The sequence below is a fragment of the Aeromicrobium sp. genome, assembly GCF_049587115.1.
GTDB lineage: Bacteria > Actinomycetota > Actinomycetes > Propionibacteriales > Nocardioidaceae > Aeromicrobium.
On record NZ_JBAVDI010000047.1, the window covers coordinates 1 to 20,957 of the forward strand.

The following is a 20,957-nucleotide window of genomic DNA, read 5'->3' on the forward strand; positions in this document are numbered from 1 at the left end:
GACTACGTCAACCACATCGACAAGTGGAACTTCACCGTCCCGTTCGTGTGTGGCGCGACCAACCTGGGTGAGGCCCTGCGCCGGCTGACCGAGGGCGCAGCGATGATCCGCTCCAAGGGCGAGGCCGGCACCGGCGACGTGTCCAACGCGACGATGCACATGCGCAAGATCGGTGGCGAGATCCGCCGCCTGCAGTCGTTGTCCGAGGATGAGCTCTACGTTGCGGCCAAGGAGCTGCAGGCTCCGTACGAGCTGGTCAAGGAAGTAGCCGAGAAGGGCAAGCTCCCGGTCGTGCTGTTCACCGCAGGCGGCATCGCGACCCCGGCGGACGCCGCGATGATGATGCAGCTGGGTGCCGAGGGAGTGTTCGTCGGCTCAGGCATCTTCAAGTCCGGCAACCCGGCCGAGCGTGCTGAGGCGATCGTCAAGGCCACCACCTTCTTCGATGACCCGGATGTCATCGCGAAGGTCTCACGCGGACTGGGCGAGGCGATGGTCGGCATCAATGTCGACGAGATCCCCGAGCCGCACCGTCTCGCCGAACGCGGCTGGTAGCGCCCCTTGGGGCCACTGCATCTAGTTCTTTCGAACCATCTTTGATCTCGCTCACCGCATTTCAATCATTTCGCGTGTCGGTGACGAGTTGCCCACTGCATACTCAGTGAACGGCTACGTGACGCAGGGAGCCGCACCTTGGTGCGGAGCGTCACGTCAGCGGATCGCGTAAGCGGGCGGGGACCTTTCACCGAACAGTCGGTGACCCTGAGGGAGAATTGGAGTGGTCTCATGACCAGTATCAGTGCGCACAAAATCTCACGGCACGGACGCATTCGGCGGCTTTCGGTGTTCTTCGTTGCCTCCACGGCTTTGATCGGCGGCGCCATGGCCTTTGCCGCTTGGATGAGCAACGGCACCGGAAGCTCGCAGGACGTCACCGCTGGCACTGCAGCGTCACTGACCGTGAATCCGGTCACCCCGGCCATCTCGGGCCTGGTGCCCGGCGGAAGCAAGGTCTCGAGCTTCACCGTCACGAACAACAATTCCTACAAGGTCACGTTGGGAACGGTCACCGTCAGTGGTTTCACCGTCTCGGGCGGTACCGGTTGCACGTCGACGAACGCGGGCCTGAGTTCGGTCGTCAACTCGGCCGCAGTTGGGACCGATGTCGCCGGTGGCGGCACACCGGTGTCCTCGGCCAACCTGACCGTCACTGTCTCCATGAGTGCTGCATCCGACAACGGTTGTCAGGGCGCGACGTTCACGCCCAACCTCTCGGTTTCCGGCGCCTCTTCCTGACGCGACTCCGGTCCCGGCCACCGGCCTCGGTTGGCTGGGACCGGATCACGTTGATGAAGCACGAGAAGTTGTAGGGCAGGAGATCTTTGTTCACGACGGTCCGACAGCGGCGGCTGCCGTTCCTGGCTGCCTCTGCGCATCGGGAACGAGCATGAGTTGCGGCTCGCGTAGCGCCCCCTCGGCCCAAGAGTTCGCGCGTCGGACGCTGTCGGGGCTCGTGGTCGTGTTCGTCGTCATCCTCGCCGCGGGTCAGGCGCGGGCCTGGGCGGCTTGGCTGTCGTCGTCGAATTCTTCGGGGATCCGGCAGGTTCAGGCCGCGACTCTCTCGACCGCTCCTGCGCCGACTGCGACACAGAATCTGGGCGGTAGAACGGTCGGACTCGCGTGGAGCGGCGTCCCCTTTGCCACGAGCTACGAGCTGCAGCACTACACCGCGGCGACGGGTGGCGCTGGGACCGTGGCTTGCTCCTCATCTGGGACAAGCTGCGTTGATTCGACCGCGCGTACCGGCTCGGCTCACTGGTATTCGGTCGTCGCCAGAGTGGGCACCAATTGGGTGTCCGAGTCGCCGCGAACCTCTTACGCCTCAGATGATGCGACAACGGTGTCAATCGCGACACTGGGCAGTGACACGGGGACCAGCGCGACCGACTTCATCACCAGGACGAGCACGAACTCACTGAGCGGCACGGCCGAAGCCGGTGCCGACATTGTCGTCAGACGTGCCGGCACTCAGATTGCGACCGCGACGGCAAGCGTCTCGGGAGGGTGGATCTCGACGCCGTTCGCGCTGATCGAGGGCCTGCAGGATATCGATGTGGTTGCCACGGATGCTTATGGCAACACCGCCGCCCTCACAAGGTCGAATGTGCGACTCGACACGGTGGCACCCGAGGCCTCGCAGTCCGCTCCGTGCGCGAGCCCTGGCCTCCCTGCGCCGTCGGGCACCTGGTGCAAGCAGACAACTCTGAACGTGACAGCCGCGTACAGCGACACGGGGAGCGGACTGCTCGCGGGATCAACGAAATTCACTCTCTTTGGCGGAGCGCCGACGGCCTACACCGGCCCGATCTCGCTGAGCGAAGTCAATGGGGGGACCGTTCAGCTGACCGCGACGGACCTGGCCGGGAACGTGGTGACCACGGACAAGATCTATTACCTTGATGGCACTGCACCCTCGCTCACCGTGACGGCACCGACTTCCGGTCTTTCCTTGTCGCTCGCGGCTCTGGGGTCGCTGCTGGACAGTTCGTGCAGTGGCAACATCGGCTGCGGCACCGCGAGCGACACCATGAGCGGCCTCGCCGCCGTCACCGCGGTGAAGTGGCAATTGTCCAAGGGATCGACCTGCTACACAGCGACCGGCACGGCTTCGTGCACGGGGTACGCGTATCAGGACGCTGGCGGGGTGCTGCCGAACTGGGTGGTTCCGCGATCGCGCGTCGGCTTCTACACGGCACTGAGCACCTATTCGTTCTCGGCGCAGGTGACCGATCGGGCGGGGAACGCCACCACGAGCTCCTTCACATACTCCACACTGCTCTGAGAGTCTCGCTGCTCGCAGGTGCAAATATTGGCTGGCATGACAGCCCAAAAATGAGGAAGTCGACAGGCGGTCACGTTTTCAGCTCATAGTCCTTTTGGACCATCTTTTCGCATTTGGCAGACGACGTCTTCGCGTTCAATCAATCTTGTCTTCGGGAGGGAGACCCGGCGGGACAATCGTCCCGTTGTCATCAAGATGGATGGACTCCCTCATGAAGAATTCGACCAAGGGCGCCGTAGCGGCGGCCGCAGCCGGCGTGCTGCTCCTCGGTGGTGCCGGATCGCTCGCATTCTGGTCAGCGACGGACACTGTCTCTGGTACCGACGTCGTGTCGGGAGAGCTCAAGCTGAGCTCCCCAAGCTGCACGGGCTGGAAGTTCGACGGAAGCGAGACCACAGCCGACAAGGCGTACGTGCCGGATTCCGACAAGATCGTCCCCGGTGACGTGCTGACACAGAAGTGTGATTACACCATCACTGCCATCGGTGAGCACCTTCGCGCCACTCTCACGGCTCCGAACTCGTCGCTGACCGGGTCGCTTGCGACGTACATCACCCCGTCCTCCACGTTCAAGTACAAGACCCCCTCGGTCGCCAGCGGAGCCTCCGCCGGTGACCCAGTCGGGTCGATCACCGAAAGTGCCGATGGCTCGGTGGTGACGGCAGAGCTCAAGGTCACGTTCAACCCGGGATCGGACAACGCTTCACAGTCCGCTGGTGCTTCCACGCTGACGGCGGCGCTTGGCGACTTCGTCGTGACGTTCACGCAGGCTCACTCCTAAATCGACAGTCCATCCTTGAAGGGACGTCGGCTCGGGCCGACGTCCCACCTGGACAGGTAGAGAGAAGACAGCGCACATGAGTGAGCTCACTCGGGCACGGGACGTCTCCGGATGGATCGGCCAGGTCATCACCTGGCTCATCATCGCGGCGGCCGCGACGTTGCTTGCGGTGTGCGTGCTCATTCCTCGGCTCGGCGGTGCGACGCCGTACACGATTCTCACCGGATCGATGCGGCCCGATCTGCCGCCGGGAACGCTCGTAGTCATGAAGCCGGTCGACGTGAAAGACATCGGCGTCGGGAGCGTGGTGACCTACCAGCTCAGGTCCGGGGAGCGCGCCGTCGTGACTCACCGGATCGCGGCCATTGGATTCGACTCGGACGGATCAAGAATCTTCACGACACAGGGCGACGCCAACGACGGACCCGACCCCGCGAGAGTGATCCCAGCTCAGATCAAGGGCAAGCTCTGGTATTCCGCACCCCAGTTGGGTCGGCTCACCAATGCGATGGACAACGCACAACGGCACGCGGCAAGCGTAGGCATCGTGGGTGGGCTGCTTGCCTACGCGGCCTACATGTTCGTGACCTCGGCTCGCGTCCGCCGGGCAGCCAGCAAGAGAGTCAACAAGGATGAGGAGGTCAGCGTATGAAGCGAAGTGTCGCTGTCCTCTTTTCGGTGCTCGTCGCCCTGTGCTCCACAGCAGCCCCGGCAGCGGCCACAGGCGAGCTGGGCATCAGCCACGACGGGGTGGCCTTCGCCCCGACGTTCCACGGGCCTCTCTTCGACAGCGCGACCCGCTGGGTGCCCGGCGATTCGCGACATGCCACCTTCTACGTGCGGAATCAAGGCGGTACGCCCGCCCGGATGAGTGTTGATCTTCTCGGCGACCACGTCGGCGACCTGCTGGACAGCGGTGACCTCACCGTCACCGCGTCAGCCGGTGGCACATCGGGCTCGACGACCAGTGATCGTCAGCGGCGCCTCATCACGCTGACGGAGGTCGCCGCCGACGAGGTAGTCCCCGTTGTGGTTTCCATCGACTTTGCCTTCTCGTCGCCCAACGACACCCAGCTGCGCTCGACCGACCTGAGTTTTCGCATCAACCTCAGTCAGACCTCGGCCGTCCTCGACGACGGTGACGGCCGCCCGAACGGACCGCTGCCCGACACGGGCGGACTACCCCTCTGGATCTTTGCCTTCGGCTCGATCCTTCTCGGAACGGGTGTTGCGATCGTCTCGCGCCCCCGAACATCACCACAGGGAGCATCCCATGTCTAACCACCTGCCTTCGCGTATCTCCTCCGGCATGAAGTTTTTGAGGTCAACCCGCGCGCGCGCGGTGCTGAGTCTCGGCGTCGTGCTTGCCTTGGGCTCGACTGGGACCATGGCCTACTGGACTGACAGCGCAACAATCTCCGGCGTGACGTTCACCAGCGGCACCCTTGACCTGGCGGTCAACAACAACACCGGCGGCACGGGTTCGGACGGGTCGACGGTCGGAACCGGGGGATCGACGGCACAGACGTCGTTGTCGATGACCGCCATGGCGCCGGGCAACACCTCGGCCCAGCTGCTCACCATCAAGAACCCGGGTACGGCGCCGCTGAAGTGGACTGCGGCCGGTGGGTTGACCGGCACCAACGCGGCCGCCTTCGCAGCAGGGGGACCGAGCTCGAGCTCCGCCCTCAGGATCTCCGTCTTCTCGTTTGCGGGTGCTGCAGCCAAAACGGGCACCGGCAACAGTGTCACCTGCAGCGGCGGCACGGCCCTGGCTTCTTCGGTGCAGCTGACCACGAACACCAGCGGAAGCATCGTCTCGACGGGCCAGCCCGTCACCCCGGCTGGCGGGCTTGCAGCTGGCGGCTCCGTCAACCTGTGCGTTCAGGTCGACTTCGACTCCGCCGCCTCGACCAGCCTGCAGTCGCTGACGGTCAACGGCGTTCTCACCTTCTCGGCGACCTCGAACGTCTCATGACGCGAAGCCGATTCTTGAAGCTCACGCGTGAGGCTGCGCTCAGCCTCACGGCAGTGGTCGGTGCCATCTCGGTGGTCGTGATGCTGCTGAGTTTTGCCTTCGGCGTGCACCCGTTGCTGTTCAAGTCCGGCTCGATGGAGCCGACGATCAGCACGGGCGACCTTTCGATCGCGCGCACGATCAAGGCTCCTGAACTGCACATCGGCGATATCGTCTCGGTGCGCGAGCCGCACCAGGACCGGGTGACCCACCGGGTCGTGGACGTACAGGGAACGGGTGCCACTCGGCAGGTGACCCTCAAGGGTGACGCCAATCGGGTGATCGACCCGGCCGTCTACAATGTGAAGGACGCCGAGCGGGTGCTGTTCACGGTGCCAAAGGCAGGCTACGCGGTCGCCTGGTTTTCGCACGCTCCGGGCAGCTTCGTCCTCGCGGCCTACGTTGCGCTCCTGCTGCTGCTCATCGCACAACGGTCCCCGACGTCCAACAGCGGTGGCTTCAGATCGGCAGACGAGGAGACCGGCGGCGGTGCGGGCGCGCCAGATTCCGTCACGGCGCTCGATCCTCCCGAAGGCGCCGCTCCTGTGGAACCGGAGCCCGGCCGCAAGGTCGGCGCGAAGGGCAAGCGGAAGCGCGTCGGCCGAGACAAGGCGGTCGCGACGGGCTCTGTTCTTGCTTTCGTCGCCGTCTCGGCGATCGGCTGGATGCAGTCGACGACCGCCGCCTGGGTGGACTCCGCAGGCGTCTCCAACGTAACCTTCTCCGCCGCGGCGCAGTTCGACACGACTGCGCCCACCACTACCGTCAGCCAGTCGCCGGTGGCCAACGGCGCCGGTTGGAACAACGCCAACGTGACCCTGACCTTCTCGCCGACCGATCCCGCCGGCGGTAGCGGCGTCCAGAAGGTTGAGTTCCGGACCAGCCTCAACGGCGGAGCGCTCAGCGCCTACACCACGTTGACGGTCGCTCCCTATACTGCGACGATCTCGAGCGAGGGCACCACGGTGGTCGAGTATCGCGCGACGGACAACGCCGGCAACGTCGAGACACCCAACAAGTCCCGCACCGTCAAGCTCGACAAGACCAATCCAGCAGCGACGATCGCCTTCCCTAGCGCTAACAATGACTTCAACAGCGCGACTAAATGGGGCACCAACTGTAAAAATTCGGGAGGCACTTCGATCGCAGGTTGGTGCGGCACCCGAACAGACTCACTGTCCGGCGTGGCCTCCATCACCTACGAGATCTCCAAGGTCGTGACCAGCGGCGGAGCCAGGTCATACTGGGATGCGGCCACCTCAACATTCGTCGCGAGCCCGGTGACCGGCATTCCCGCGAGCTCGTCTGTGGCGAACGGTTGGGTCGTCCCGATGGCTTACGGGACAACGGACGCCAACGGCATCGGCAAACCATTTTCTGCGAGAATAATCTTGACGATCACCGACGTTGCGGGGAACGTGGTGACCGTTACAGGAACCTATTCGCCGTGAATTGCTACCCAGTGCGTTCATGATCGTCTAGCAGTCCCAGATCTGACAATCGGCCAGTGCGCCGCAAGGAGCTCCTCATCTTCACCGGCGGCTCCTGGCGATCTTGCTCGCAGTACGCTCGACGACCTGGCGTCAGCCGGTAGAGTCCAGCGCGAGGGAGGGACACCTCGAGAGGCATGCATGACACAGGGTGGTCGACGTCGGGCTGCACCTCCAGCTGGGACCGGCTGGTCCTGGCGATCGATCCTGCTCCACGTCGCTGCCCTGCTCGGCGTCGTCTGCATCGTCGCCACCGGTTGGATCGTGGTGGCCGGTCTCAACCCGATCGCGTTCCGATCCGACACCATGGCGCCGGCGATCTCGTCGGGAGATCTGGCCATCTCACGTGAGGTCTCGGTCAACGAGGTCGGGCCCGGTGACATCGTGAGCGTGACCAACCGCGCCGGCCAGCGCGTGACGCACCGCATCGTCGAGGTCGAGCCGTACGGCAGCACCGTCCGGCTCACCCTCAAGGCCGATGACTCGCCTGTCCCGGACGCCGAGACGCACGATGTCACCCGGGTCGAGCGCGTCCTGTTCGCCGTTCCACTCCTCGGATTCATCGTCGGACCGCTGCACGGGCTGATCGCGATCACGATCGGCGGTGTGCTCGTCGCCTGTCTCGCGTTCGTCGCGGTCACGCCACGCCGGCGCGCCCGCGGCACGAGGCAGGCGCGATGATGGATGGTGCCCAGACCACCTGGCGAGTATCATCGACAGTGTCAGTGAGTGAGGGGTATGGGAGTGCCTCGTATCACCCGCTGAATGTAGAGGGAGCCCGGTCCATTGCACGATCGTCGTCGTGGGCCATGCGCTCCGTCGAACCCGATCGGGAGGGATATCCGAGAGGGAGCGGCGGCGGCGGCGTATCCCCTGGAGACTCGTCTCTCTCGCCGCCGCCACCGTCACACGTCATGTGCTGCCTTCAGTAGGGTTGCGGCGTGGCTTCCCCCTCGATCGGTGTCTTCGCGCTGCAAGGTGATGTGCGCGAGCACGTGCGCGCGCTCGATGACCTCGGCGTGGCCACCTTCACCGTCCGGAGGCCCGAAGAGCTGAGGCGTTGCGATGCGTTGGTGCTGCCCGGTGGCGAGTCGACCACGATGTACAAGCTGGCCCGGACGTTCGAGCTGTTCGAGCCGCTGGTCGAGCGCATCCGCGCAGGCATGCCGACCTTCGGCACGTGTGCCGGCATGATCATGCTGGCCGATCGCATCGAGGACGGCATCGTCGGTCAGGAGACGCTGGGTGGGCTCGACATCACGGTGCGACGCAACGCCTTCGGCCGGCAGGTCGACTCGTTCGAGGGGGACATCGCCTTCGACGGATTTGCCGATCCCGTGCACGCGGTCTTCATTCGCGCACCGTGGGTCGAGGACCTGGGTCCCGACGTCGACGTGCTTGCCACAGTCCCGACCGGCCCGGCGGCCGGTAGAATCGTCGCAGTTCGACAGGGCAGCCTGATGGCGACCTCGTTCCATCCCGAAGTCGGGAACGACGATCGCATCCACCGTTACTTCGTCGACCTCGTCAAGCAGTCGTAGAAAGGCGTTCCTCATGTCAGGCCACTCCAAGTGGGCGACCACGAAGCACAAGAAGGCCATCGTCGATGCCAAGCGCGGCAAGATGTTCGCCAAGATGGTCAAGAACATCGAGGTCGCGGCCCGGATGGGCGGCGCCGACCTCGAGGGCAACCCCACGCTGTACGACGCGGTCCAGAAGGCCAAGAAGGCCTCCGTCCCCAAGGACCACATCGACCGAGCGGTCAAGCGCGGTGGCGGCGTCGGCGACGACGCGGTCGACTACATCACGATCATGTACGAGGGCTACGCGCCCGGCGGTGTCGCGCTGCTGGTGGAGTGCCTGACCGACAATCGCAATCGTGCAGCGATGGAGGTGCGCACCGCGATGACCCGCAACGGCGGCACGATGGCCGACCCGGGCTCGGTGTCGTACATGTTCCACCGCAAGGGGGTCATCATGGTGCCCGCCGAGCAGGAGTCAGGCGAGACCAACGAGGACGACGTGCTGCTGGCCGTGCTCGACGCCGGCGCCGAGGAGGTCAACGACCTCGATGGGACCTTCGAGGTCATCAGTGAGGCAACCGACCTGGTCGCGGTACGCACCGCACTGCAGGAGGCGGGACTGGACTACAACTCGGCCGATGCCTCGTTCGTGCCGACCATGACCGTCGAGGTCGACGTCGACGCCGCGACCAAGATCCTGAAGCTCATCGACGCGTTGGAGGACAGCGACGACGTGCAGAACGTCTTTGCGAACTTCGACGCCTCCGACGAGGTCATGGCCCAGGTCCACGCCTGATCCGGACCGGCGCGTCGCCTGCACGCTGACGCACCGGCCGTCTACGCTGTCGAACATGCGTTCTATCTGCGAGCCGGGCCGATGAGGGTCCTGGGGATCGACCCCGGCCTCACCCGGTGCGGCGTGGGAGTGGTCGACGGCACCGTCGGACGCCCCTTGACGATGGTGCACGTCGGGGTGTTCCGCACTCCCGCTGATCTCGACACCGCTCGCCGGCTGCACCAGCTCGAGCAGCAGATCGAGGCCAGCATCCTCGAGCACCGTCCCGACGTCGTTGCCGTCGAACGCGTCTTCAGCCAGCACAACGTCCGCACGGTGATGGGCACGGCCCAGGCCAGCGGGATCGCGATGCTCGTCGCGGCGCGCCACGGCATACCGGTGCAGCTGCACACGCCCAGCGAGGTCAAGGCCTCGGTCACCGGCAGCGGACGTGCCGACAAGGCCCAGGTGACCCAGATGGTGACCCGGTTGCTTCGGCTGAGCGAGGCGCCGAGACCTGCCGACGCGGCCGATGCGCTGGCCCTGGCCATCTGCCACATCTGGCGCGGAGGAGCGCAGTCGCGCCTCCAGGCGGCCGTCCAAGCGCAGGTCGCGCGATGATCGCGCACGTGCGGGGCCCGGTTGCCGCGGTCACGTTGACGTCCGCCGTGATCGACGTCGGTGGGGTGGGCATGCAGGTCATGTGCACGCCGGGCACGATCGCCACGCTGCGGATCGGTCACGAGGTCCAGCTCTCGACCTCGATGGTCGTGCGCGAGGACTCGTTGACGATCTTCGGCTTCGCGAGCACCGACGAACGCGACATGTTCGAGCTCGTGCAGACCGCAAGCGGGGTCGGCCCCAAGGTTGCCCAGGCGATGCTCGCTGTGCTCGACCCGGACCGGCTCCGGCAGGCGATCGGCCAGGGTGACCTCGCAACGTTGACCTCGGTCCCCGGCATCGGCCGCAAGGGTGCCGAGCGGATCGTCGTCGAGCTCAAGGACCGGGTCGGTGTCACGACACTTGCAGCGACCGGCGGGACGCCCGCCTGGCGAGCCCAGGTGCACGAGGCGCTGTCAGGGCTCGGATGGTCCACCCGCGACGCCGACGCCGCGCTCGAGCAGGTCGCCTCCGGGATCAAGCCGGGGGAGACCCCTGACATCTCCACGGTCCTGCGGGACGCCCTGCGCACACTGGCGAAGGCGCGATGATGCGCGACGAGGAGTTCGACGCGATCGTCGCCGAGGCCGGTCCTGAAGACCGAGCCTTCGAGGCGGCGCTCCGCCCCCGCACGCTCGACGAGCTGATCGGACAGGAGCGCGTCCGGGAGCAGCTGTCCCTGATGCTCGAAGCCGCCGTGGCCCGCGGTCGTACACCCGACCATGTGCTGCTGTCCGGGCCGCCCGGACTGGGCAAGACCACGATCGCGATGATCATCGCCCACCAGCTGTCGGCGCCGCTGCGCATCACCAGCGGTCCCGCGATCCAGCACGCCGGCGACCTCGCAGCGATCCTGTCGGGGGTGAACCTCGGCGACGTTCTGTTCATCGACGAGATCCACCGCATGTCCCGGCCGGCCGAGGAGCTGCTGTACATGGCTATGGAGGACTTCCGGGTCGATGTCATCGTCGGCAAGGGTCCCGGAGCGACGGCGATCCCGTTGGAGATCCCTCCGTTCACGGTCGTCGGTGCGACGACGCGGGCCGGGCTGCTTCCCAGCCCTCTGCGGGACCGCTTCGGCTTCACCGCCCAGCTCGACTACTACGACCCGGCCGAGCTGCACCGCATCGTCACCCGGTCGGCAGGCTTGCTCGACCTCGAGGTCACCGACGACGGCGGGCGAGAGATCGCGTCACGCTCTCGGGGCACCCCCCGTATCGCCAACCGGCTGCTGCGCCGGGTCCGCGACTTCGCCGAGGTGCGGGCCGGCGGCATCGTCGATCACCCGGTGGCACGCGACGCACTGGCCCTGTACGAGGTCGACGAGCTCGGCCTGGACCGACTCGACCGCGCCGTGCTCGACGCCCTGTGCCGCAGCTTCGGCGGGGGACCGGTCGGCGCGTCGACCCTTGCGGTCGCCGTCGGAGAGGAGCGCGAGACCGTCGAGGAGCTGGCGGAGCCCTTCCTGGTACGTCTGGGATTCCTGGCCCGCACGCCACGCGGGCGGGTCGCCACGCCGCGGGCCTGGCGCCATCTGGGGCTCACTCCTCCGCCGGGCCTGGACCAGCTGCCGCTGGATGACGATGCCGGATGACGCGCTCGGCATGAGCCACGTCACGATCGTCATGGCGTAGGGCTAAACTTCCCGTTGGCCTCCGCGCGAATCCGCGTTGCGGTCCGACCATGCCGCCCTTCGGCGGCGCATCCCACATTCGTACGGAGCATCAACGGTGGACAACTTGGGCGCACTCCTGCCCCTCATCCTTCTCGTCGTCGCCTTCTTCTTCCTGGTGGTTCGCCCGGCGCGGGCGCGTCAGCGCGCCTTCCTGCAGACGCAGAGCGAGCTGGCGCCCGGCACCCGGGTCATGATCGCCAGCGGCATCTTCGGTGACATCGTCTCGCTCGCTGAGGACACCATCGAGCTGCGCGTCGCCGCGGGCACCGTCGTCACGGTCAACCGCCAGGCCGTTGCGCGGGTCATCCCGCCAGCGCCGGCCGAGACCGAAACGAGCATCGAGGACTGATGGCTAAAGCCCCCTCCAGTCGGCCCCGCGGCGCCACGTCCAACCTGCCCCGTCCCCGGCGCACGTTGTTTCTGTTCCTCGCCGTGATCGTCGCTCTCTACGGCATCGTGGCCCTGACCAGTCTCGGCACCAAGAAGGGTGACGACAGCGCGTGGAAGCCCAAGCTCGGCCTTGACCTGGAGGGTGGCACCCGCATCACGCTGGAGGCGAAGGCCGAGACCGGCAAGGTCGCCAAGGACAAGCTCGATCAGGCCCGCAACATCATCGACCAGCGTGTCAACGCGACCGGTGTGACCGAGGCCGAGGTGACGACCCAGGGCGGCAACCAGATCATCATCGAGATCCCCGGACAGAAGCGCGCCGACATCGTCGACCAGGTCGGCAAGACCGCGCAGCTGCGGTTTCGGCTCGTGTGGGCCGGCGGTCAGGCGGGCGCCACGACGCCGGCGGACACCTCGGCGGCGCAGAAGACCATCGACGGGATCGACTGGTCCGCACTTTCGGTCGACCAGATGCTCACAGCCGAGACCAGTGGGCTGACCACGCTCCCCAAAAAGTACCAGCCTGGCATCAAGGCGCTGCAAACCCAGGCCAAGGGCTTCGTGTGTTCGAAGGCCGGACTGAATGTCAACGACGTCGCCGACAAGCCGTTGGTCACCTGCGACCGCTCGAGCGGAGAGGTGCAGATCCTCAGCCCCACCATCATCGAGGGCACCGACATCAAGAGCGCGAACGCCGAGCTGCCGCAGCAGCAGGTCAACTGGGTTGTCGCGATCGCGATCAAGGGTGGCGGCAAGAAGGTCTTCGACACCGTCACGGACGCATTGTTCAAGCAGCAGCAGGCCGGCAACGAGCAGGGCAGCAAGTTCGCGATCGTGCTGGACGGTGAGGTCCTCAGCTCTCCGACCACCAACGGTCACTTCACCAACGGCAAGTCCCAGATCCAGGGCAACTTCACCGCAACGACCGCCAAGGAGCTGGCCAACCAGCTCAAGTTCGGCGCACTGCCCCTGACCTTCGGCGTCAACGGCAGTGAGGAGATCGGGCCCTCGCTGGCCGGCACCCAGCTCAATGCGGGTCTGGTCGCGGGCATCATCGGCCTGATCCTCGTGGTGTTCTACTGCCTGTTCTACTATCGCGGGCTCGGGCTGGTCATCATCGGCTCTCTGCTGGTGGCTGCGGCGCTGACGTACGTGATGGTGCTGCTGCTGGGCCAAGGTGTCGGGTTCACCCTCACCCTGCCGGGCATCGCCGGCCTGATCGTCGCGATCGGTATCACCGCCGATTCGTTCATCGTGTTCTTCGAACGAATACGTGATGAGGTGCGCGACGGCAAGTCGTTGCGTCTTGCGGTGGAGGCCGGCTGGGTCCGTGCCCGTGGCACGATCCTGGCGGCGGACGCGGTGTCGATCCTGGCCGCGCTGACCCTGTTCATCTTCGCGATCGGCGTCGTGCGCGGGTTCGCGTTCGCGCTCGGTCTGACCACGTTGATCGACGTGTTCGTCGTCTTCTTGTTCACCAAGCCCCTGGTCTCGCTGCTCGCACGCACCAAGTTCTTCGGCCAGGGCCACAAATTGTCCGGACTCGACGCCGGTCACCTGGGGATCTCGGGCCGCAAGGTCTCCGAGATCGCCCGTACCGCTGGAGGAGATGCCTGATGGGCCGCATCAGTTCGTTCGGACAGAATCTCTACGAAGGCCGCGTCTCGTTCGATTTTGTGGGACGCCGCAAGGTCTTCTACCTGATCTCGGCCGTCATCGTCCTGGTGGCCGCACTGGCCTTCGTGCTCCGGGGCTTCAACTACGGCGTCGAGTTCAAGGGTGGTGTCGAGTTCACCGCCAAGGTGCAGACCGCCAACTCCCAGACCGCCGATGAGCTGACTCGCGCGGTCAACGACGCCAACGTCGCGGCGGCCGGGGATCCGACGGTGCAGACCGCGGGCAGCGACTCGATCCGCATCCAGACGCGCGCACTGTCGCAGGACCAGGCGACGACCATCACCAAGTCCTTGGAGAAGGCCGGCGCCAGCGAGGTCAGCCAGAACCTGATCGGGCCCACTTACGGCAAGCAGGTCGCGACCAAGGCCCTCACCGGCCTGATCGTGTTCCTGGTCATCGTGGTGATCTTTATCTGGGCCTATTTCCGTGAGTGGCGAATGTCAGTGGCGGCGATCGTGGCGCTCGCGCACGACCTGGTGATCACGGCGGGTGTCTACGCGCTCTCCGGCTTCGAAGTCACACCGGCGACCGTGACGGGATTGCTGACGATCCTGGGCTACTCGCTGTACGACACCGTGGTGGTCTTCGACAAGGTCCGCGAGAACACCAAGGGCATCACCGCCTCGACGTCCAAGACGTACCCCGAGCAGGCCAATCTGGCTCTCAACCAGACCCTGGTGCGATCCATCAACACCTCCGTGACCGCATTGCTGCCGGTGGCAGCGCTGCTGTTCGCCGGTGCGGCGATTCTCGGCACGGGTCCGCTCAAGGACCTCGCGCTGGCACTGTTCGTCGGCATGCTTGCTGGCACCTACTCCTCGATCTTCATCGCGACGCCGCTGGTTGCTCAGCTCAAGGAGCGCGAGCCCGCCATCAAGGCGCAGGCCGCGCGGGTGATGGCACGTCGAGCGAAGCTGGCCGAGGCCCCGGCCGCTGTGGCGCCGGCTGCGCCTCACCGCCCGGTGACGACCTCAGGTGCGGCCAAGCGGGCCCAGCCGAGTCGCCAGCCGCGCTCCAAGCGAGGCAAGGGGAGCACGTAGACCGTCTGCACGGCATGCCATGCTGGTCCTACCGATCAGCGGCGCGGGACCGTCCCGAACACATCGCTCACGGAGGAGAACGCCCATGAAGATCTCTCTGATTCTGGCCGGTTCGGTCCTGCTCGCCAGCACCTTGGTCGCCTGCGGCGGCGGGGATGGCAGCAGCGCCGGCGGCAGCGGCGGTGCAGGCAGTGACTACTGCAAGGACGTCAAGAAGGCGTCCAAGACCTTCGGCAAGGTGTCGTCCGGCAACGTTGGCCAGCTCGACAAGGCATTCGCGACCTTCCACAAGCTGGCCGACGAGGCCCCGAGCGACATCAAGGACGACTGGAAGCGGCTCGATGGTGCGATCACGACTGTCGAGAAGGCGCTCAAGGATGCCGGACTGAAGTTCTCCGACCTTGCCAAGCTGCAGAGCGGCCAGGTGCCCGAGGGCGTCGACGTCGCCAAGCTGCAGGGCCTGGCAGGCGAGATGTCGAAGCTCGGCAGCGCCGATTTCACCAAGGCCTCCAACGCGATCCAGGCGCACGCCAAGAAGGTCTGCAAGGTCGACCTCAACGCGTCGTAATCACGCTGGTCGACCGGTCTCGCGGGCGCTGCCCGCGGGACCTGTCGCGATCGACAGCCGTTCCACACCATCTTGAGGAGAGCACGTGCGCGACCGCCAGCAAGCCGCGACCGAGGTCGGGGCATGAGCCAACAGCTGACCGAGACGATCGACCGACTGGTTCGGCCGATCGAGGACTGGCCGCAGCCCGGGGTGACCTTCCGCGACATCACCCCACTGCTGGCGGACGCGGCGGCACTGGCGGCAACGATCGACGGGTTGGTCGAGCTGGCCGAGTCGATGGGCCCGATCGACACGGTGCTGGGCATCGAAGCACGTGGTTTCCTCTTCGGGCCGAGCATCGCCCTTCGTCTGGGTGCCGGATTCGTCCCGGTACGCAAGGCCGGCAAGCTACCGGCTGACTCACTGTCGACCTCGTACGATCTCGAGTACGGCTCAGCCGTCCTGGAGATGCACGTCGACGCACTGCCGCCGGGCGCGCGCGTGCTCGTCGTGGACGACGTCCTCGCCACCGGCGGCACGATGCTCGCCGCCGCTGATCTCGTCCTGCAGGCCGGCGCCACGGTCGCTGGCAACCTCGTCCTGATCGAGCTACTCGCTCTGGGCGGTTCCGACCGGCTCGAACCGCTTGGCTGCGAAGCCCTGCGCTCCTACTGATCCCCACCAGAATCGAGATTCATGAACCCCCACCAGGTCCGTATGGTTGCGCTCGTGCTCGTTGCGATCCTCGTCCTCGGCGCAGCGGCAACCCTGATTGACGGGCTGCTCACCTGACGCACCTCTCCCGCGTGCCCCGCTGGCATACCATGGTGGGCACAGTGAGGAGTATCCGTGGCTGAGCGCACCGAAGCACCGCCGACCGAGCCGAAGGGCACCGACTCGGCGCCCGCTTCTGCCCGCGTTCGTACCCGGTTGGCGCGCATCGGCGGCAAGTCGGGATCCTCCGACGCGGTGCTCGACCCGCTGATCAAGGTCTACCGGGCCACCCACCCCAAGGGCGAGATCGCCGCGATCCAGAAGGCGTACGCGATCGCCGAACGGATGCACGAGGGTCAGCAGCGCAAGAGTGGCGATCCGTACATCACCCACCCGTTGGCAGTCGCCACGATCCTCGCCGAGCTGGGCATGACCGCGCCGACGTTGTGCGCTGCGCTGCTGCACGACACGGTGGAGGACACCGCGTACACGCTCGAGGAGCTGAGCGCCGACTTCGGCGACGAGGTCCGCCAGCTCGTCGACGGCGTGACCAAGCTCGACAAGGTCAAGTACGGCGACTCAGCGCAGTCCGAGACGATCCGCAAGATGGTCGTGGCGATGAGCCGGGACATCCGTGTGCTGGTCATCAAGCTCGCCGATCGCCTGCACAACATGCGGACGCTGCGCTATCTCCGGCAGGACAAGCAAGAGCGGATCGCCCGCGAGACGATCGAGATCTTCGCTCCGCTGGCGCACCGACTTGGTATGAACACGATCAAGTGGGAGCTGGAGGATCTCGGCTTCGCGACCCTGCACCCCAAGGTCTACGACGAGATCGTGCGGCTGGTCGCCGACCGCGCGCCCTCGCGCGAACAGTTCCTCGAGCGGGTCGTCGAGGACGTCGAGTCCGACCTGCGTCACGTCAAGCTCAAGGCGACGGTGTCCGGCCGACCCAAGCACTACTACTCGATCTACCAGAAGATGCTGGTCGGTGGTCGCGAGTTCACCGACATCTTCGACCTCGTCGGCGTGCGGATCCTGGTCGACTCGATCGCGGACTGCTACGGCGTGCTCGGCGTGCTGCACGCCCGCTGGAATCCGATCCCCGGGCGGTTCAAGGACTACATCTCGGTCCCGAAGTTCAACATGTACCAGTCGCTGCACACGACCGTGATCGGCCCGCAGGGCAAGCCGGTCGAGCTGCAGATCCGCACCAAGGCGATGCACCGTCGCGCCGAGTACGGTGTCGCCGCGCACTGGAAGTACAAGGAAGACGCCACCGCCACCAAGTCCGGCAAGGCGCCCGACAACAACGACATGCTGTGGCTGCGGGAGCTGCTGGACTGGCAGTCCGAGACCTCAGACTCGGTCGACTTCCTGGACTCGCTGCGGTTCGAGATCAGCAATGCGGGTGTGTATGCGTACACGCCGCGCGGCGACCTGATCCAGCTGCCGACCAAGTCGACCCCGGTCGACTTCGCGTACGCCGTGCACACCGAGGTCGGGCATGCGTGTATCGGCGCCCGCGTCAACGGTCGTCTCGTGTCGCTGGAGTCCGAGCTCGAGAGCGGTGACGTCGTCGAGGTGTTCACCTCGAAGTCGCCGGACGCCGGCCCGAGCCGCGACTGGCTGGAGTTCGTGGCGAGCCCCCGCGCCCGCAACAAGATCCGGCAGTGGTTCACCAAGGAACGGCGAGAAGAGGCCATCGAGCGGGGCAAGGACCAGATCGCCAAGCAGATGCGCAAGGAGGGCCTCCCGCTCCACCGGTTGTTCCGGCACGAGACGCTCGATGCGGTCGCCAAGGAGCTGCATCTGGCGGACGTGTCGACGCTCTACGCCTCGGTGGGTGAAGGAAATGCTGGTGCTCAGAACGTCGTCGAGAGGGTCATCGATCTCGCCGGGGGCCGAGAGGGCGCCCAGGAGGACCTGGCCGAGGCAACCCGACTGCCGGGCGTGGGCGACCGACTTCCGCGCAACCAGAATCGGGATGCCGGCGTCGTGGTCGACGGGGTCGACGGTGACGTCATGGTCAAGCTGGCGCGGTGCTGCACTCCCGTGCCGGGCGACCAGATCCAAGGCTTCGTGACCCGAGCCGACGGTATCTCAGTCCACCGCACCGACTGCGCCAACCTGCTGGCTCTTCGCAGCCAGCCCGAGCGGCTCGTCCCGGTGCACTGGGCGCCGACCGGAACCAGCACGTTCCTCGTCGCGGTGCAGGTCGAGGGGCTCGATCGCCCGCGGTTGCTCAGCGACATCACGCGGGTCATCTCCGACCAGCACGTCAACATCCTCTCGGCCTCCCTGTCGACCGGACGCGACCGTGTGGCCAAGTCCAAGTTCACCTTCGAGATGGCCGATCCCAAGCATCTTGGTCACGTGCTGTCCGCCGTCCGTACCGTCGAGGGCGTCTTCGACGTCTACCGCCTCACCCAATAACGCTGACGGGTCACTTTTTGCCTTGCGGCGGGTCAGTTACGGCCGGTTCCCCACCATCGCGAGAGCGGTTTGATCCCGAGAAGCTCGCCCAATTCGTACTCGAATGATGTGTCGTCGCCGAATATTCGCTGCCGGTTGCCGATGACCCATCGCCACCCATACACGTCCGTGAGGTAGTCGCGACGTTCGCGGTCGTGCGCGCGGTGCATCTCGTCTGTGTGGAACTCGCGACCGTCGAACTCCGTCCCGACAAGCAGCTCGGGGTAGGGAAGATCGATGTAGAAGGGACGTCCAAACTCGTCGATCACTTCGTGCTGCGGATCAGGCGGTGGGAAGCCCGCGTCGAGTATGCGTAGCCGCTGCCAGGACTCACCCGCTGACTGCGTGCGCGCCTCGACGAGCGCGGCGAGGCTCCGCGCCTGGACGATGCCCCGAAAACCCTTCAGCCGAGCGACGTACTGAATCAGTTCATCGGGATCGACGAGCCCTGCGTGGGCGAAGGCGTCGGCGGCAGCGAGGGCATACGGGCGATACATCTTGCGCAGCAGATCCGACGCGGTGCGGGTGGGAGTGGTCAGGTGAATGCCCCCCGCGTAGTCGATGGCGTCCGACCCGATGATCGCCTGCCGACCCATCGTGCCGTGGTGACGGACGCGGCCGGCACCGTGTCGGGTGACCAAGGCCGGAACGAAGTTGTGGCGCCTGCCGGGAGCGAACACGTCTAGCCCGTGGAGCCATGCAGCGGTTTCGTCACACGCAACCGCGTTGCGGGGCGCGACGAGTGCGATGGCACGGAGCCGGCCGTTACGCGAGTCGGGCACGCGAGCATCGACGTAGACATCACGAAACTCTCGACGAACGAGTCGTTCGGCCAGGTGTCGTCGCAGTCGACCCGGGGTGAGGCCCAGCATTGGCGCCATCGCGCTCGTGAACGGCATTCCGTCATGGATGAGATCGGACATGCACGAGATGCAACCCGGTCCGATCTGCCGCGTCGACACGCTCGTCCACAGGAAGCCAGTCGCGACCCGTCAACAGACCAGAAGTGACCCGCGAGTCGCCCCAAAGTGACCCCTCAGCGGACGGAAAGTGACCCCTCAGCGGGGGGGGGGGGTTAGGAGAAGTCGGCCTGAGCCTTCTGCGCCATCTCGAGGAATGCCTGCTTGGAGGCAAGCTCGGCCTGCAGGTCCTTGACCTTCTTCGCATCACCCTTGGACTCGGCGGCGGTGATCTTCTCGGCCACATCGTCGATCGCGCGCTGCAGCTTGCCGATCATGTCGTCGGCGCGAGCCGACTTCTCCGGGTCCGTCTTCTTCCACTTCGTCTCGTTGGCGTCACGGACGGCCTGCTCGATCTTGCGGATCCGTGCCTCGAAGTCGCCCATCTTGGCGCGTGGCACCTTGCCGGCCTCCTCCCAACGATCTGCGATGTCGAGCCAGGCCTTGCGGGCGACATCGGCGTTCGTGATCGGCAGCAGCTTCTCGGCCTCGGCAAGGATCTCGAGCTTCTTTTCGGCATTGACCTCGTACTCGGCGTCGAGCAGCTTGTTCGCTTCGTCCCGAGCCTCGAAGAACGCGTCCTGGGCGCTCCGGAACCGCTTCCAGAGCTTGTCCTCGACGTTGCGCGGCGCCGATCCGGCCTTCTTCCACTCCGTCATCAGGTCGCGGTACTTGCCGGCGGTCGGCCCCCACTCGGTCGAGGTCGACAGCGCTTCGGCCTCCACGATGAGCTTCTCCTTGATGACCTTTGCGGCGTCGCGCAGCGTGGACTGCTCGCTGAAGTGAGACTTGCGTCGGCGCGTGTACGCCGTGCGGGCCGTGCTGAACCTGTGCCACAGCTCGTCGTCCGCGGACTTGCTGAGCCGGGGGAGGGCCTTCCACTCATCCAGCAGGGCACGCAGCTTGTCGGCGCCGGCCTTCCAGTCGGTGCCGGTGGCGATCTTCTCGGCCAGCTCGGCGATACGGGCTTTCTCGAACTGTGCGTCGGCGACCTTGGCGGCGCGCTCGACCTTGCGCTGCTCGCGGTGCTTGTCGATCGTGGGTTGCAGCGCATCGAGCCGGGTGAGCAGCGAGTCCAGGTCACCGAGCGCCTGGGCGTCGGTGATCTGCGCACGGACCTTGGTCATGACCTTGCCGGCGTCGTCGGGGGACAGCGCCCCGCCCTCGAGCCGCTTCTCCAGGAGGTCGACCTCGACCTCGAGTCCTTCGAACCGACGGACGTACAACGACATGGCTTCGGCCGGATCGCCTCCCGGCCACTGGCCGATCAGCCGTTCGCCCTCGGCGGTGCGGACGTAGACGTTGCCCTCGTCGTCGACACGGCCCCAGGGATTCGTCGGCGCAGAACTCATGGGCCACAGTCTATGGTCGGCCAGCCTCTGGGGTGTC

General features: G+C 66.0%; 21 protein-coding genes and 1 pseudogene. 20 read left to right on the forward strand and 2 right to left on the reverse strand.

Going from position 1 to position 20,957, the window contains the following annotated elements; translation table 11 throughout:
- From WB461_RS04660 to WB461_RS04755, 20 genes and pseudogenes are all read left to right on the forward strand, one after another.
- Positions 1 to 555: pseudogene (locus tag WB461_RS04660) on the forward strand (pyridoxal 5'-phosphate synthase lyase subunit PdxS); the annotation flags it as partial.
- Between the two features lie 231 nt (positions 556 to 786).
- On the forward strand, positions 787 to 1,296 hold the full coding sequence (locus WB461_RS04665; RefSeq protein WP_423851553.1) for a hypothetical protein: 510 nt from the start codon (positions 787 to 789) through the stop codon (positions 1,294 to 1,296).
- A 223-nt stretch (positions 1,297 to 1,519) separates the two neighbouring features.
- Positions 1,520 to 2,842, forward strand: a complete 1,323-nt coding sequence (locus tag WB461_RS04670) for an Ig-like domain-containing protein (protein WP_423851554.1) — start codon at positions 1,520 to 1,522, stop codon at positions 2,840 to 2,842.
- Between the two features lie 211 nt (positions 2,843 to 3,053).
- Positions 3,054 to 3,623, forward strand: a complete 570-nt coding sequence (locus WB461_RS04675) for an alternate-type signal peptide domain-containing protein (RefSeq protein ID WP_423851555.1) — start codon at positions 3,054 to 3,056, stop codon at positions 3,621 to 3,623.
- A gap of 76 nt (positions 3,624 to 3,699) precedes the next feature.
- Positions 3,700 to 4,275: a signal peptidase I gene (locus WB461_RS04680; RefSeq protein ID WP_423851556.1), complete on the forward strand. Its 576-nt coding sequence runs from the start codon at positions 3,700 to 3,702 to the stop codon at positions 4,273 to 4,275.
- Entirely contained in the window at positions 4,272 to 4,904 is a 633-nt protein-coding gene (locus tag WB461_RS04685) for a hypothetical protein (RefSeq protein ID WP_423851557.1), read from the forward strand. Before WB461_RS04680 ends, WB461_RS04685 begins: the two co-directional genes overlap by 4 nt.
- Positions 4,905 to 4,932: 28 nt before the next feature.
- Entirely contained in the window at positions 4,933 to 5,601 is a 669-nt protein-coding gene (locus WB461_RS04690; protein ID WP_423851579.1) for a SipW-dependent-type signal peptide-containing protein, read from the forward strand.
- Entirely contained in the window at positions 5,598 to 7,091 is a 1,494-nt protein-coding gene (locus WB461_RS04695) for a signal peptidase I (RefSeq protein WP_423851558.1), read from the forward strand. The genes WB461_RS04690 and WB461_RS04695 overlap by 4 nt, the downstream gene beginning before the upstream one ends.
- A gap of 180 nt (positions 7,092 to 7,271) precedes the next feature.
- On the forward strand, positions 7,272 to 7,811 hold the full coding sequence (locus tag WB461_RS04700; RefSeq protein WP_423851559.1) for a hypothetical protein: 540 nt from the start codon (positions 7,272 to 7,274) through the stop codon (positions 7,809 to 7,811).
- A gap of 260 nt (positions 7,812 to 8,071) precedes the next feature.
- The gene (gene pdxT, locus WB461_RS04705; protein WP_423851560.1) at positions 8,072 to 8,671 is read left to right on the forward strand and encodes a pyridoxal 5'-phosphate synthase glutaminase subunit PdxT; all 600 of its coding nucleotides are present in this window, start codon (positions 8,072 to 8,074) and stop codon (positions 8,669 to 8,671) included.
- Positions 8,672 to 8,684: 13 nt separating this feature from the next.
- Positions 8,685 to 9,449, forward strand: a complete 765-nt coding sequence (locus WB461_RS04710; RefSeq protein WP_423851561.1) for a YebC/PmpR family DNA-binding transcriptional regulator — start codon at positions 8,685 to 8,687, stop codon at positions 9,447 to 9,449.
- Positions 9,450 to 9,530: 81 nt separating this feature from the next.
- Complete coding sequence (gene ruvC, locus WB461_RS04715) at positions 9,531 to 10,049, forward strand: crossover junction endodeoxyribonuclease RuvC (protein WP_423851562.1); 519 nt, start codon at positions 9,531 to 9,533, stop codon at positions 10,047 to 10,049.
- The gene (gene ruvA, locus WB461_RS04720) at positions 10,046 to 10,639 is read left to right on the forward strand and encodes a Holliday junction branch migration protein RuvA (protein ID WP_423851563.1); all 594 of its coding nucleotides are present in this window, start codon (positions 10,046 to 10,048) and stop codon (positions 10,637 to 10,639) included. Before ruvC ends, ruvA begins: the two co-directional genes overlap by 4 nt.
- Positions 10,639 to 11,682: a Holliday junction branch migration DNA helicase RuvB gene (gene ruvB / locus WB461_RS04725; protein ID WP_423851580.1), complete on the forward strand. Its 1,044-nt coding sequence runs from the start codon at positions 10,639 to 10,641 to the stop codon at positions 11,680 to 11,682. The genes ruvA and ruvB overlap by 1 nt, the downstream gene beginning before the upstream one ends.
- Positions 11,683 to 11,818: 136 nt before the next feature.
- Positions 11,819 to 12,112, forward strand: coding sequence for a preprotein translocase subunit YajC (yajC, locus tag WB461_RS04730; protein ID WP_423851564.1), 294 nt, complete (start codon positions 11,819 to 11,821; stop codon positions 12,110 to 12,112).
- Complete coding sequence (gene secD / locus WB461_RS04735) at positions 12,112 to 13,770, forward strand: protein translocase subunit SecD (RefSeq protein ID WP_423851565.1); 1,659 nt, start codon at positions 12,112 to 12,114, stop codon at positions 13,768 to 13,770. Before yajC ends, secD begins: the two co-directional genes overlap by 1 nt.
- Positions 13,770 to 14,870, forward strand: a complete 1,101-nt coding sequence (gene secF, locus WB461_RS04740; protein ID WP_423851566.1) for a protein translocase subunit SecF — start codon at positions 13,770 to 13,772, stop codon at positions 14,868 to 14,870. The genes secD and secF overlap by 1 nt, the downstream gene beginning before the upstream one ends.
- An 85-nt stretch (positions 14,871 to 14,955) precedes the next feature.
- Complete coding sequence (locus tag WB461_RS04745) at positions 14,956 to 15,438, forward strand: hypothetical protein (RefSeq protein ID WP_423851567.1); 483 nt, start codon at positions 14,956 to 14,958, stop codon at positions 15,436 to 15,438.
- Positions 15,439 to 15,561: 123 nt separating this feature from the next.
- Entirely contained in the window at positions 15,562 to 16,095 is a 534-nt protein-coding gene (locus WB461_RS04750) for an adenine phosphoribosyltransferase (protein ID WP_423851568.1), read from the forward strand.
- A 174-nt stretch (positions 16,096 to 16,269) separates the two neighbouring features.
- Complete coding sequence (locus WB461_RS04755) at positions 16,270 to 18,570, forward strand: RelA/SpoT family protein (protein WP_423851569.1); 2,301 nt, start codon at positions 16,270 to 16,272, stop codon at positions 18,568 to 18,570.
- A gap of 32 nt (positions 18,571 to 18,602) precedes the next feature.
- Here the strand turns inward: WB461_RS04755 and WB461_RS04760 are convergent, their stop codons facing one another.
- Complete coding sequence (locus WB461_RS04760; protein WP_423851570.1) at positions 18,603 to 19,532, reverse strand: type IV toxin-antitoxin system AbiEi family antitoxin; 930 nt, start codon at positions 19,530 to 19,532, stop codon at positions 18,603 to 18,605.
- 152 nt (positions 19,533 to 19,684) lie between these two features.
- Positions 19,685 to 20,920 (reverse strand): DUF349 domain-containing protein, encoded by a 1,236-nt coding sequence (locus WB461_RS04765; RefSeq protein WP_423851571.1) that lies wholly within the window; start codon positions 20,918 to 20,920, stop codon positions 19,685 to 19,687.
- Between the last annotated feature and the right edge of the window lie 37 nt (positions 20,921 to 20,957).

Bases quoted from the DNA above. Each gene is read 5' to 3' on its own strand.
- WB461_RS04685 (WP_423851557.1), top strand. From the start codon at position 4,272: ATGAAGCGAAGTGTCGCTGTCCTCTTTTCGGTGCTCGTCGCCCTGTGC.
- WB461_RS04745 (WP_423851567.1), top strand. From the start codon at position 14,956: ATGAAGATCTCTCTGATTCTGGCCGGTTCGGTCCTGCTCGCCAGCACC.
- ruvC (WP_423851562.1), top strand. From the start codon at position 9,531: ATGAGGGTCCTGGGGATCGACCCCGGCCTCACCCGGTGCGGCGTGGGA.
- WB461_RS04690 (WP_423851579.1), top strand. From the start codon at position 4,933: ATGAAGTTTTTGAGGTCAACCCGCGCGCGCGCGGTGCTGAGTCTCGGC.
- secF (WP_423851566.1), top strand. From the start codon at position 13,770: ATGGGCCGCATCAGTTCGTTCGGACAGAATCTCTACGAAGGCCGCGTC.
- WB461_RS04760 (WP_423851570.1), bottom strand. From the start codon at position 19,532: ATGTCCGATCTCATCCATGACGGAATGCCGTTCACGAGCGCGATGGCG.
- WB461_RS04765 (WP_423851571.1), bottom strand. From the start codon at position 20,920: ATGAGTTCTGCGCCGACGAATCCCTGGGGCCGTGTCGACGACGAGGGC.
- ruvA (WP_423851563.1), top strand. From the start codon at position 10,046: ATGATCGCGCACGTGCGGGGCCCGGTTGCCGCGGTCACGTTGACGTCC.
- secD (WP_423851565.1), top strand. From the start codon at position 12,112: ATGGCTAAAGCCCCCTCCAGTCGGCCCCGCGGCGCCACGTCCAACCTG.
- WB461_RS04675 (WP_423851555.1), top strand. From the start codon at position 3,054: ATGAAGAATTCGACCAAGGGCGCCGTAGCGGCGGCCGCAGCCGGCGTG.
- WB461_RS04665 (WP_423851553.1), top strand. From the start codon at position 787: ATGACCAGTATCAGTGCGCACAAAATCTCACGGCACGGACGCATTCGG.
- ruvB (WP_423851580.1), top strand. From the start codon at position 10,639: ATGCGCGACGAGGAGTTCGACGCGATCGTCGCCGAGGCCGGTCCTGAA.
- WB461_RS04750 (WP_423851568.1), top strand. From the start codon at position 15,562: ATGAGCCAACAGCTGACCGAGACGATCGACCGACTGGTTCGGCCGATC.
- WB461_RS04710 (WP_423851561.1), top strand. From the start codon at position 8,685: ATGTCAGGCCACTCCAAGTGGGCGACCACGAAGCACAAGAAGGCCATC.
- WB461_RS04695 (WP_423851558.1), top strand. From the start codon at position 5,598: ATGACGCGAAGCCGATTCTTGAAGCTCACGCGTGAGGCTGCGCTCAGC.
- WB461_RS04680 (WP_423851556.1), top strand. From the start codon at position 3,700: ATGAGTGAGCTCACTCGGGCACGGGACGTCTCCGGATGGATCGGCCAG.
- WB461_RS04700 (WP_423851559.1), top strand. From the start codon at position 7,272: ATGACACAGGGTGGTCGACGTCGGGCTGCACCTCCAGCTGGGACCGGC.